The sequence below is a fragment of the Paenibacillus sp. J22P59 genome (assembly GCF_059383895.1).
Map to the genome: position 1 here is coordinate 203,256 of NZ_JBXENX010000008.1, position 12,767 is coordinate 216,022.

Sequence of the window (12,767 nt, forward strand, 5' to 3'; positions counted from 1 at the left end):
AGGTGCTTTCTATTTTCTCATATATATTGCTGTGATGCCTGCGTACTAACCGCCTCTAGATACTGTATGCAAAGTGATACACATTATCTGTAGCCGTCACCGAAGTGCCTGCGACCTGAACCGCTACCGATGTATAGTCAAAATAATGGGTAAAATAAATCGGCATCGACTGCACAATGCTTCCGGTTGATGCTGGCAGAGTAACGGTAATACTAAAAGCTCCGTTCTGATCCGTATAAGCAGTGCCTGCACGAGTACGATTCCCGCTGCTCTCCGTCCAGTTCGGATTCAGCCAGACCATGTTGACAGGAGCATTAGCGACAGGCAAATTGGTGCTTGTCCTAACTACCCCGCTCACTGTGAAGCTGCTGTATTGATTTACTCGATAATGCACACCGGCATGAGCATAATTGGGATAATCATTAGGCCCATTCGCAGAAGAATTATAACCCGTAATTTGAATGCTTCCAGCACGCAGCACAGGCTGGATGGTTAAGGTATACAAATGGCTTGCGGAAAATTGATTGGTTGTGGACACCTTCACGTAGTAGGTTCCCGTATTTAACGCAACATTGTTATTGGTATGCGGGAGAAGCACCAATTTATTGCCCGTCTGAACCCCGTAAACCTCGGCTTTGTAACCATAACCCTGCGAGGTGCTGTCGAGCTTGATATTCAATGCATCGTAATTGCGGCTCGAAGGAACCGTAATCTGATACCAATCATTATCAATGCTTGAATGGATGGAGCGTGAGCTGAGGGATGAGCCGCCCGTAGCGAAGGCAAAGCTATAAGCCTTAAAAGCATTCTCATCAGGCTCATATCCATCATAGCTGTTGCTTACATCAACTGTCAGGTAAAAAGGGAGACTGCTGCTAGAGCCCGTCTTGGCATACACTCTAAGCGCGTACGCTTTTGAAGTGGAGATCGCATTGCGCGTTCCTACATTCTCGGAAATTGTAGCAGAGCCAGATGGATAACTATTGAAATAAGTGCCGTATATCGAGTAGTCGAGCTCAGCAGGATTGAGGTTGCCCGTAGCCATGTCGAATTCGTATAAATATAAATCATAATCAAGCAGTGCAGAGGCTGGTCCATTCAATTGAGCCTGCAAGAGCTCACCAGGCTGCAAATAGATAGGATATAAAAACTGTGCCCCGCCCGCTGTTGTAATCGTGCCAGAATACGTAGAAGAGGTAACTGTAGCTGCTGTTGCTAAACCTGCTTTGAACGCAGGAACGTTTACCCTTTGTAATGAGGATTGACTTGGAGCCTTTAAGCTAATCTCTTCATCAACTGCCTGAACCGCCGATGCAAGGCTATCAGGCTCGTCCACCCGCGTTAAGTGATTAATAATGTCGCCATTATTCGGTACTAGCTGCACTGTCGGCTCACTATTCACTTGATCCGCTCCAGCACCCGTGCTCTGACTTGCATTAGTCGTCATAACGAAAGTAAACAGGAGCATCGTGCTAAGCATAACCGCAATTGCCTTTCTGAACCTCTTCATACTGAAATCCCCTCTCAAATGGTTTAAGGAATTCCGTTATCCCTAGAATAAGCAAGGGAGATTTCTTAGCTGTATGACTTTATCTTAAGGCAAAGCTGTCCGAATTGGAATATGGTTGTATAAATATATTTTTATGTAAATAACTCCCCTGCTCATCCACCGTTATTTGCTTAACTGGCATTTGCATATATCTGCTTTATCGTAGCCCATTACATATAAATAAGTCGTTAAAGCATGATAGCAAGGGATGGAGTGTTTAATGGGAAACGACGCAGAGTTAATCTCTATGCCCGGCTCAAGATGGCGGTAACCGGCCACTTCTACAGGTACTTTGGGCACAATATCAGGATGGTTGAAAATGCGGGTATTATTTATGTTCATCTGCTGGAACGCCTGAACAAACTCACTGTCGCCCACACGAGGCGAAGCAAATGTCACTAATTCTACAGCAATCTGTTTGCTGCCTGCAACAAAGGCGTGCAAGGTCGCCAAGGAGCTTCCCAGGCTATGGCCAGCAACGATCAGCTTCGTTCCAGCGGGCAGTTGATCAAGCTGCGAGATGAGCGATTGGGCTGGAAGGCTTGTATCGGCATATTCGACCATCATGCTGCGGTATAGATTCGTGAAGCCTTTTTCAGTCTTCCCACTATTAGGAACTTCGTTGAACGACTCTAACTCGAACTCAAAATCGGACAGCCAGTCAAGTGCACTCTCCGTACCGCGAATAATTACAGCCTGCTGCAGAGGGTTATCCAATGATCTGGCAATATAACCTGCAAATTCTCTTTCTTTCAGCGTCTCTAAGTGAGGCACCATCGTAAGATTGGCGACCAACTCCCAATTGGATGGAAAATCGGATGGAATAGCTGGTGACAGCGGATTTTGTGCATACATTTCATAAGCAACCTCTACGAATTTCCCCCAATAAATGAACGGCTCCATATTCAACTGACTATCCATTGCTACATCCCCTTTGTTGTTATACATTTACATACAATCATTTCTGCTCTGCCAATTACATTTCCTGCTAAGAAGAGCCTTGGTTAGCCTTTCATTACAAAAAAAACATCGAGCAGACATTTGTCCGATCGACGCTTTTACTCGCAGATTTATTAATTAGCTTTAGCCTTAGGCATTCTCTTGCCCATTTCAATAAGAAGCTGCTCTGGTGAACAATTGAGTGTTTTCACAGGAATATTAACCGCAGTCCCGATGTTTCCTTTATTGATTTTAATTAATAGTTTTTTGTATCCCTTTGTTCTATTAATAACCATCATGGGATCATTGGTCTCAATGCCTAGAAATACATGTCCGTTCAATGCAGCCCATTGATAACTATCAATTTCTTCCCAGCGGACCAGTCCAGCACCCAAATAACTGGAGTTGTCATATATTCCTTCATCATTAATAAGTACTGCAGGTTTGCGTACAAGAAAGAGATAAGAATAGTACACCAGAAACACACCAAAAATCACAAGCAAAACCGTTCCTATAATCCACAGCACCAGAGCATCACTATCATTAGTGGAAGCTAAATATAAGAAAAGACCGCCAAGCCCCACAAAAAGGAGGGATACGAATAAAATAGTTATAATTCTGCTTCGTTTCTGATAAATAATATATGGTTCCATTATAATTTCCTTTCATTGAAGCTTCTATAAGGTATAGTTTAATAAACCATATTATATATAATTAAACAATAATTTAATAGTGAAATTTTGTATTTTCTAATCATTTACTCCTCTCTGTATTCAGCAATAGGCGCAGGCTTGCCGAATAAGTAGCCCTGAAACAACTGATAGCCGATGTTCCTCAACCATTCAAAGTCCTCTCTTGTCTCAATGCCTTCCGCTAACGGAACGGATTGAATTTCGATAGCCTTATTCAAAAAGTTCTCAGCCACCTGCTGTTTTTCTGTATCACCAGAGACGCCTTGAACATATTTCATATCCAGCTTCATGTAATGAGGCCTAAGCTCCGTTAACATCTCTATGGTGCTGTGACCCTCCCCAACGTCGTCTAGAGCGTACTGAAACCCTCGTTCCTTATAATAAGTCAATATTTTCTTCAGATGCGCAAGATCATCTACCTTCTCCGTTTCTACAACTTCAAATACGAATAGACCAGGATCTACACCCAATTGGTTAGCTAATTGAACGGTAGATTTCAAGCAGAACTCTGGAGAGTAAATAGAAGTAGGTATAAAGTTAATAAACGTTTTTTGGTTTAAGGGAGCCGCATATTTTACCGCTGTCATCCTGCACAACCGATCCAGTGCATATAATCGGCCGCGGCTTCTTGCAGCTGTAAAGATGGCATTGGGATATAAAACCGACCCATCTTCTTTTCTAAATCTCGCTAGAGCCTCATAAGCATAGAGCTCCTCATTGGAAGTGACGATTGGTTGGAAGTGGCATGTAACTAATTCCTTCAATATAACTTCATCAATCCATTGCATTTCGAGAATGGCAGCAGTCTCCGATAGCTGTCCCCATTCTCCACCTTTAACTCGAAAGGTAATGCTCTCCGGATCCATATGATCGTTACAGAAATCCAGAAAATCCTTCACTCCCGATTCCTTCATAACCAGTCTGTTGTCAATCGCGTTATGTAATAGTTGTCTTCTATTTAAATGTTGAATGACCTCGGGCAGAACGTTGAGGTTATGCTCCCCATTTACATTGAACTCAAATTTCAATTCTTCTATTATACAATTGTTACAATCCACCTTATCTGCCTCCTGGAGTCTGAATGATCATGCAGCATTATTAGATGACACGCAAAAGAGAGCGGATCATTGATTCATGCTGTGCATTCTTCAATGATCCGCTCTCTTATTTTAGGTGATTCGATGCTATATGCCTAGCCCCTCACCGCTCGAGCCTCTACTTTGTCGCCAGCAGCTTCAAGGCTGCCGTAATGAATACCTTCATGCCGATCAGAAGCGAAGCTTCATCAATCGTGAATTGTGGGTGATGATGAGGATACGTGATTCCCTTCTCCTTATTGCCAGCCCCAATATTGAAGTAGGTGCCCGGCGCTAAGTGCAGATACGCAGAGAAGTCATCCGCCGACATGCTTGGTTTGATGGTGTATAGAGCTTCCTCTCCGTACAGTTCCTTAATGGACTCCGCAACCGTCTGCGAGACCGCCTCATTATTAATAAGAGGGCGATAGCCATAATCATAACGGAATTCATAGGTAGCTCCATGAGCTTGCGTAATGCCTTCGATAATTTGCTCCATCCGCTTCGGCAATTGCTCACGAAGGGCTGGGTCTATACAACGTACCGTACCGCACAGCTCCGCACTTCCCGGAATGACATTATGCGTGTGTCCGCCAATAAATTTAGTCACCGATACGACTAGTGGGTCCATAGGGTTAAAGTGTCGAGAAGCCAAATGCTGCAGGTTCGTAATCAGCTGTGCTCCTATTGCAATTGAATCAATCGTCATATGAGGCTCAGCCGCATGTCCGCCCTTGCCATTCACTGTAATATAGAATGTATCCGGGGAAGCCAGCATCGGACCTGCCACAACGCCAACCTTGCCTACCTCGACTGGAGATTGGAGATGCGCACCAATAACAGTATCTACACCTTCCATGACACCCGCAGCGATCATCTCCTCAGCGCCGCCGGGAGGAAGCTCCTCTGCATGCTGAAAAATAAATCGTATTTCTCCCTCAAGCGTATCATAATGCTCGGCCATTACCTTGGCTACGCCGAGGACGATTGCTGTATGTCCATCATGCCCGCAAGCATGCATGACACCAGGGTTATCCGATACAAAGGATAGTCCCGTATTCTCTTCGATCGGCAGGGCATCAATATCTGCTCGAATAGCGAGCACTTTGCCGGGCTTCTGTCCAATCAGCCTTGCCATTACACTAGTAGGAGTCGGACGAGAAACCTCCAAGCCGCCGATGGCTCGAAGTGTTTCTTCTATATATAGAGCTGTTTTACTTTCGTGAAAAGAAAGCTCAGGATGCTGATGCAAGTAACGTCTCCACGCAATTACTTGATCCTGCACAGCCTCCGCCTGATTAAGCAAATGTTGTACGACAGTCATTGAAGGACCCTCCCTCTTCATCTAGCTTGCGCTATATTCCGATTTGTTGCGTTCAATCTGTCCCATATGCTTCTGAACATGATTGCAAATAAACTTGTCAATAATATGAGTGATAGAAATCTGCTCCTCATTCTTCATGCCGTATCTCTCCCACTGTTCTTCCGTGAGTGTCTTTAAGAGAAGGGCATTATAGCGAGTAAGCGCATCATAAGCATCCAATATTTCTGCCAGTGGAGTGTCGTTAAATTGCTGGACATTGACCCATTCTTCATGAGCGAATGTCACAATCGCCGTCACTGGCTCTGAAGTAATTTTGCGAATACGATAGGAATTAACGATATTGGAATCCATCAAGTGACCAATAATTTCTTGAATGCTCCATTTATCTGGACCGGGCTTCCACGTTATTAATTGCTCGGACAGTCCTTCGACGCTTTGTCTAACCTTTACGGCTGTCTGCTCATAATTGTGAATCGAGCTTTGTCTGGCTGTACTCATTGGGATAAGCCTCCTCTAGCTAAGTGCTGCTATTTCAATGCTTCTTCGATAAAGGAATTATCGAATACCTTGGCAATATCGACTTTATTCTTAATTGTGCCTGCATCGAGCAAAATATCTGCAGTTGATTGCATAGCCGCTTGAACGTCTTCCGTAACTGGTGTGTTGATGTAGTTCGTATAGTTCACGAGTGTTTTCACCAAATCCAAGTCCATTTTTTTCTGTTCCGCTAAGATTGCTGCCGCTTCATCTTTATTCGCATTAACCCAATCGACTGTCTTCTGGTATACCTTCAAGTAGGCAGTCGTCAGATCAGGATGCTCTGCAATAAATTTATCGCGTCCGATCATTACGGCTGGAGCTACGATGTTCATTGTTTCTACACTTTCGACGATCCGTGCACGGTTGGCTTTTACTTCCGTTGTTACGAATGGGTCCCAAGTTGCCCATGCATCAATGCTTCCTGTCTGGAACGCTGAATTAGCTTCATCTGGCTGGAGCTGCACAATTTTGAGATCCGATTCCTTCATGTTGTTCTTCTCCAGAGCCTTGATCAGGAAGATATGCGCCGATGAGCCTTTAGCGACAGCAACCTGCTTGCCTTTCAGATCCGCAATCGACTTAATCGGGCTATCTGTCTTCACAATGACGCTGTTCTGGTTGCCCTGTACGCCAGTTGTAGAGATAACGGTGAATGGGCTGTTTGCCGCCTTTCCTGTTACGACTGTACCATCACCGATAAACGAGAAATCTACGCGATTGGATACGACTCCCTCCAGAAGTGGAACACTGCTCTGGAACTCCTGCCATTGTACTTCTGCATTCAGCTTGGCGAACTCTTCTTCGAACCAGCCTTTTTCCTTGGCGATGGAGAGTAGATTCAATCCTCCATTAAGTGCAATATTAACCGTTACCTTTTTATTATCATCCGACTTCTTATTCCCGTTGCCGCAAGCAGTCAGTGCCACAGCTACGATCATAACGAGCAATAGCAGACCGAATCGGGTTGTTTTCTTTGTTGCTGATATACGCATTGTCAGGTCCCCTTATCGTACTAGATTTATTTGCATTGTATTATTTCCGAGTAATCTAGTAAAGTATATATGAATTATAGTAACATAACCTTAGGTTATATGTGGGGGTGTTTACATGAATATGGAGCAATTTGAATATGTTTCCGCTATTGCGCGAACAGGATCAATCTCTATCGCTGCTGAACAGCTGCATGTGAGCCAAGCAGCCATCAGCAAAGCCATATCCAAGCTGGAGCTGGAGCTAGGGTTCAAGCTGTTTACCCGCTCGCGGCTAGGTACAGAGGCTACACCACGAGGGAAAATCATTATCGAGAAAATATACGACATTCTAGTCAAAGTCGAAGAAATCAAAGAAGAAGCACAAATAGAGAGCAGGATGATCGAAGGAGAGGTACGCTTCTCTGTTGGTCCAAATTTCATGGCGGTACTGACCAAGTCCATTATTTCCTTCAAGCAGGACTACCCTAATGTCCGGCTTGCGATTTCCAGCAAAAGTACAGAAGAGGTTATTCAGGACTTGAAGGAGGATCGGACTGATCTGGGGCTGATCTACTTCCATGACCAGAAGGAAGAGCAAGTAAAGGACTTGACCATGCACAAAATGCTGGATTCGAGAATTGTGGTGTGCGTAGGAAGAGGAACACCGCTCGCCTCCAGAAAGAGCGTCTCCCCACAAGAGCTGCTCGCCTATTCATTCGTCAATATTGACGGCGTATTCTCGAATTGGTACATGGAGGATTTCATGCGCAAGTATGGCGCCGTCAATTTCATCTTCACCTCCAACAATATTGAACTGCTAAGAAGAACCATAGCCGAGGGCGTTGCTATCGGGATGTTCATCGAATACAGCATGCTGAATGATCCTCTCATTCTTAGCGGTGAAATTGTTATCGTCCCTATTATTAATCACGAGCCGAATACGATTTCGCTAGGCTGGGCGCGTTCTACACACAAGCATTTCTCCATTGCGCAGAAGGAATTTTTGAAGTATCTGATGCGTGAATATTTGAATCCAAATTTGAAGCATTGACCTTTATTTCTCGCGTATCCCTGTATTGACAACCAACTTCTTCTTCTGCTAGTATTCATCCTAAATTCTACAGCGGTGTACACGAATCGTTACAGGAGGACATCAACATGACATCAGCGGCACTAAAAATGGAGCAGTTGAGCAAAACCTTTCATACCGAAAATCAGGCTACTCATGTTCTCGATAACATTGAATTTACGCTGATGGAGCAAGAGTTTGTCTCCATTATTGGACCTAGCGGCTGCGGCAAAAGCACCCTGCTCAAAATCGCCGCTGGCCTTGATGTGCAGTACGAAGGACGTGTGCGGCTGCATGGTGAAGATATCGTTGGTCCGAGCAAAGAAAAAGGCTTTATTTTTCAAGAGCATCGTTTATTCCCGTGGGCAACCGTTGAAAAAAATATTGCTTCCGACCTCCCCCTGAAGGACAAGGATGTTCGAGCGCAAGTAGATGAGATGATCCAGCTAGTTCGATTAACCGGATTCGAGAAGGCTTATCCCAAGCAGCTATCAGGAGGCATGTCGCAGCGAGTCGCTATTGCGCGCGCGCTGCTCCGCAAGCCCAAGGTGCTGCTATTAGACGAGCCGTTTGGTGCGCTTGATGCGTTTACCCGCAATCATATGCAGGAATCATTGCTAGATATTTGGCGAGCGAATCGCACGTCCATGCTGCTTGTCACGCATGATATTGACGAGGCGATCTTCTTGTCCAACCGCGTTGTCGTTATGGATGCAAGGCCTGGCCGTATAAAGGCCATCATTCCTATTGATTTGCCTTACCCAAGAAATCGGGTTAGCGCGCCGTTCCAGGAACTGCGCAATGAAGTGATCCGCGCGCTCGGTCATGAGGAACACAAAGTCGATACTTGGTCTATCTAACATCATCGGAAAGGGTTGTTCCCTCATGTTCAAACAGGAAAAAGCAAAGCGGCTTGCCTTGGGCGGGCTTATTCCAATAATCGTACTCGTGATCTGGCAATTGGCATCGACGCTCGAATGGATTTCACCACAGCTGTTCCCATCGCCAGCTTCTATCTTCCGCAACTTTTATGACATCATTGTGTCAGGCGAGCTCCTCCCTCATCTAGGAATTAGTGTGATGCGGGCTATGCTCGGCTTTGCAATCGGCGGCGGATCAGGGCTCTTGATTGGACTTTTAGTCGGATTATTTAAGCGCTCCGAGCAGCTGCTCGACCCTTCTATTCAAATGCTGCGCACTGTGCCGCTGCTCGCTATTACGCCTTTATTTATTTTGTGGTTCGGCTTCGGTGAGCTTTCCAAAGTATTGCTCATCTCGATGGGAGCGTTCTTCCCTTTGTATGTCAATGCGTTTCTTGGCGTACGCAATGTCGATGCCAAGCTATTTGATGTAGCGCGTGTACTGGAATTCAGCCGCATGCATCAGGTGACAAAGGTGATTCTGCCAGGCGCTATGCCCAACATATTATTAGGCGTTCGCCTCTCCTTAAGTACGTCATGGCTCTGCCTAGTTGTAGCGGAATTAATGGGAGCAGATCAGGGCATCGGCTATCTCATTCAGGATGCGCGTGCTTATATGCGGACCGAGATCGTATTTGTAGGCATTTTCATCTTTGCCATCGTCGGCAAGCTGACCGATTCCTTGGTTCGAATTCTGGAGACTAAACTGCTCAAGTGGCAGGATAGCTACCGTGGATGAGTAATCTAAATGTACAAAAAGCCTATGCTGCCGCATTGCTATATGCGATCATCATTGGCTTTTCTCTTATATTCGTAAAGCTCGCCCTGGTCTCTGCTCATCCGATGGATTTGCTCGCTCATCGCTTTACAGCATCTTTTGCTGGCGCTATTGCCATTGTCCTGATTAAGCGGTCCAGACCGCAGCTGTCAGGCAAAGCTATGCTCGCTTTGCTGCCATTGGCTGTTTTTTTTCCATCCTTATATTTTGCACTGCAAGCGTTCGGCTTATTATATATTCCGTCCTCGGAAGCAGGCATTATCCAAGCGACTATCCCTTTAATGACAATGCTGCTCGCCTCCTATTGGATTAAGGAAGCCTCTACAATCGGGCAAAAAATAGGGATTATGCTGTCCGTATCAGGCGTCATCTACATGATCGCAGCAAAAGGCATCCACATGAACGAAGGCGCTCTAAAGGGAGCCCTGCTCATCCTATTGTCCTCACTCTCGTTTGCTATCTATAACGTGTATGGACGCAGGCTTGCCCAACAGTACAGTGCAATGGACATGACCTTTTTCATCATGGCAGTCAGCTTTGTTGTGTTCAATGGCTTAGCAATCGGCCGTCATGCTGTAGAGGGAACGCTGCCATCATTCATTACGCCATTGTCCGACCCAACCTATGCAGTATCCGTTCTCTATCTTGGTGTACTAAGCTCCCTCGTCACCTCGCTATTAACCAATTATGCGCTGACGTATATGGAAGCATCCAAAATGAGCGTATTTGTTAATCTAGCCACCTTAATTACCGTTATTGCCGGTATTGTCGTGCTTGGTGAGCAGCTGCTGCTCGCTCATATCGTCGGAGGATTGATTATTCTCATCGGTGTCATTATCGTTAATTGCACACGGAAATCCCTTTCAAAACAATCCTGAATACAGGGAAGAGACGTCTAAGAACAGGCTGCTGTTCGACGTCTCTTTTTGCTGTATCTATACAATGCAGAGATTGCAGAGCTACCCGCTGTCCCGTTATAATTTACTAATTATAGGAATTGGAGTTAGGTCAGCCTGAGAGAATTGTAATTCGGGAGGCAACGATGGTGGAACAAAATATTCCGTATCAACGGATGTGTAATCTACGCATAGCTGGCGGCAGACTCAACAGCCCCGAGCAGGTCGTCCAGCAGCTAGGAGCTTTGCAGGCTCAGGACTACCAGCAGGCCTTATGGGCAATCGGTATACGCATGCAGTCGACCACTATTACAGCTATTGAGCAAAGTATAGCAGACCGCCAAATTCTGCTCACTTGGCCCATGCGCGGAACCATTCATTTTGTACCTCCGAAGGATGCACGATGGATGTTAAAGTTCATGGGGCTGCGTATTCTGGAACAGAGTCAGCGCAGATTCGAACAATTGGAGCTTAACGAGAAGATCATGGAGCGCTGTCAGCAGCTTATCGTTGATGCCTTGCAGGGGGACAAGCAGATTGCAAGGCCTGATCTGATGCAGCTGCTGGAGAACGACGGGATTAGCACAAAAGATCAACGGGGCTATCATGTACTATGGCGCCTTGCGCAGAGCGGCGTGATCTGTATGGGGCCTAGAGAGGGCAAGCAACAAACATTCGCGTTGCTGGATGAGTGGGTGCCTGCCTCTAAGGAATTGTCCATGAGTGAAGCAATCGCTCTGCTGGCTGAACGTTATTTTACCAGCCATGGCCCTGCAACCGTACATGATTTCGCATGGTGGGCGGGAATCAAGCTATCGGATGCACGACAGGGCGTCGAAGCTATTCGTTCTCGATTGCTATTGGATAAGATAAATGGACAGGATTATTGGGGACCCCAGCATTCCTGCGAGAATTCATCAGACGAAAGTACCGCTGTCTATTTGCTGCCCGGCTTCGATGAATATCTGCTCGGCTACAAAGACCGAAGTATGGTAGTGCCACCCGAATATGCTCACCGTATTGTACCCGGCAATAACGGTGTATTCATGCCGATTATCGTCATCGACGGGCAAGTTGTCGGCACATGGAAACGAACCATTAAGAAAAAAGCCATCGATATGGCATTCAACCTATTCACTCCCCAGAAAGACAAAGAAGCGAGTATCCTCGAAGCCGCGATGCAATATTGCCAGTTCATGGAGCTGCCCATCGGTGCAATAGCTTTTCAAGTTGCTGACTAATCTATATAAAGAAAAATCCCTTATGAGCCGTCATATGCCCAGAAGGGATTTCTTTGTATGCTCCTTAATCAAAACCTCTAGGACTATAGCTTGATTCATTGCCTAAACAAGCCAAATCACTATCACAGCACACGGAATGAGGAAATACAGCAGTTTTGTTAGGATACCGTTCTTGGCATAAGGGATGGAAGAAACCATAAGGACCGCAGCCAGTAGGAAGAACAAGCATAATCCGATTTGCGTGATAGTTGCATTAACCCCTAAGGCGTGCAGCAGCGCAAAGGCAATGACGAACCAGCTGGCGCAAACCGTTGTCGGAACACCGATAAAGCAGGCCGTCTTATCGGTCTCTTGCATGCCCGAAATGTTGAAATAAGCGAGCCGCCACACCCCCGCCCCTAGATAGAGCATTAGAAAAGGCAAAGACCATAGGATCGTCCCTTGAAGCAACCAGAAAAACAATGGCGGATACAGGCAAAAATTAATCGCATCAGCCAGACTGTCCAATTGCTCGCCCAAGGGTGACGATTGACCGGAACGGCGGGCGACAAGCCCGTCTATACGATCTAGTAGAATAGCGATAGCATAACAAGTAAATGCCCAGGCCACTGCATTTTCATTAAGCAGAATAAAGCTCGCGAAGCCAATAAAAATAGAGAGAGTTGTCAATCCATTTGGAAGATTCACAAATTGTAAGACAGGGAAATTTCTTATACCCCTCATCATGGAAGCTCCTTTCCGCGGAGAAATAAATTGTATTTATTTGCAAATA

General features: G+C 45.7%; 13 protein-coding genes. 5 read left to right on the forward strand and 8 right to left on the reverse strand.

Features of this window, described 5'->3' with window-relative positions; translation table 11 throughout:
- Positions 1-55 precede the first annotated feature (55 nt).
- The 7 genes from AC50YO_RS15775 to AC50YO_RS15805 all read right to left on the reverse strand — a co-directional run bounded on the left by AC50YO_RS15775 (position 56) and on the right by AC50YO_RS15805 (position 7,112).
- Positions 56-1,510, reverse strand: a complete 1,455-nt coding sequence (locus AC50YO_RS15775) for a hypothetical protein (protein WP_494848453.1) — start codon at positions 1,508-1,510, stop codon at positions 56-58.
- Positions 1,511-1,672: 162 nt separating this feature from the next.
- A complete protein-coding gene (locus AC50YO_RS15780; protein WP_494848455.1) occupies positions 1,673-2,470 on the reverse strand; it encodes a lipase family protein in 798 nt (265 codons plus the stop codon).
- 152 nt (positions 2,471-2,622) lie between these two features.
- On the reverse strand, positions 2,623-3,141 hold the full coding sequence (locus tag AC50YO_RS15785; protein ID WP_494848456.1) for an STM3941 family protein: 519 nt from the start codon (positions 3,139-3,141) through the stop codon (positions 2,623-2,625).
- A 104-nt stretch (positions 3,142-3,245) separates the two neighbouring features.
- A complete protein-coding gene (locus AC50YO_RS15790; RefSeq protein WP_494848457.1) occupies positions 3,246-4,238 on the reverse strand; it encodes an EAL domain-containing protein in 993 nt (330 codons plus the stop codon).
- Positions 4,239-4,395: 157 nt separating this feature from the next.
- The gene (locus AC50YO_RS15795) at positions 4,396-5,580 is read right to left on the reverse strand and encodes an amidohydrolase (RefSeq protein WP_494848459.1); all 1,185 of its coding nucleotides are present in this window, start codon (positions 5,578-5,580) and stop codon (positions 4,396-4,398) included.
- Between the two features lie 21 nt (positions 5,581-5,601).
- Positions 5,602-6,078, reverse strand: coding sequence for a DinB family protein (locus tag AC50YO_RS15800; RefSeq protein WP_494848461.1), 477 nt, complete (start codon positions 6,076-6,078; stop codon positions 5,602-5,604).
- A 29-nt stretch (positions 6,079-6,107) separates the two neighbouring features.
- Positions 6,108-7,112 carry an ABC transporter substrate-binding protein gene (locus tag AC50YO_RS15805; RefSeq protein ID WP_494848463.1) on the reverse strand — a complete coding sequence of 335 codons (1,005 nt, stop codon included), beginning with the start codon at positions 7,110-7,112 and terminating at the stop codon, positions 6,108-6,110.
- Positions 7,113-7,227: 115 nt separating this feature from the next.
- Here AC50YO_RS15805 and AC50YO_RS15810 point away from each other — a divergent pair, with 115 nt between their 5' ends.
- From AC50YO_RS15810 to AC50YO_RS15830, 5 genes are all read left to right on the forward strand, one after another.
- Positions 7,228-8,142: a LysR family transcriptional regulator gene (locus tag AC50YO_RS15810; RefSeq protein ID WP_494848464.1), complete on the forward strand. Its 915-nt coding sequence runs from the start codon at positions 7,228-7,230 to the stop codon at positions 8,140-8,142.
- A gap of 107 nt (positions 8,143-8,249) precedes the next feature.
- Positions 8,250-9,020, forward strand: a complete 771-nt coding sequence (locus AC50YO_RS15815) for an ABC transporter ATP-binding protein (protein WP_494848466.1) — start codon at positions 8,250-8,252, stop codon at positions 9,018-9,020.
- Positions 8,986-9,819 carry an ABC transporter permease gene (locus AC50YO_RS15820; protein ID WP_494848468.1) on the forward strand — a complete coding sequence of 278 codons (834 nt, stop codon included), beginning with the start codon at positions 8,986-8,988 and terminating at the stop codon, positions 9,817-9,819. Before AC50YO_RS15815 ends, AC50YO_RS15820 begins: the two co-directional genes overlap by 35 nt.
- The gene (locus AC50YO_RS15825) at positions 9,816-10,736 is read left to right on the forward strand and encodes a DMT family transporter (protein ID WP_494848470.1); all 921 of its coding nucleotides are present in this window, start codon (positions 9,816-9,818) and stop codon (positions 10,734-10,736) included. The genes AC50YO_RS15820 and AC50YO_RS15825 overlap by 4 nt, the downstream gene beginning before the upstream one ends.
- 164 nt (positions 10,737-10,900) lie before the next feature.
- Complete coding sequence (locus tag AC50YO_RS15830; RefSeq protein WP_494848472.1) at positions 10,901-11,995, forward strand: winged helix DNA-binding domain-containing protein; 1,095 nt, start codon at positions 10,901-10,903, stop codon at positions 11,993-11,995.
- A 102-nt stretch (positions 11,996-12,097) separates the two neighbouring features.
- Here AC50YO_RS15830 and AC50YO_RS15835 read toward each other — a convergent pair whose 3' ends face one another.
- The gene (locus AC50YO_RS15835; RefSeq protein WP_494848474.1) at positions 12,098-12,682 is read right to left on the reverse strand and encodes a CDP-alcohol phosphatidyltransferase family protein; all 585 of its coding nucleotides are present in this window, start codon (positions 12,680-12,682) and stop codon (positions 12,098-12,100) included.
- Positions 12,683-12,767: the final 85 nt, after the last annotated feature.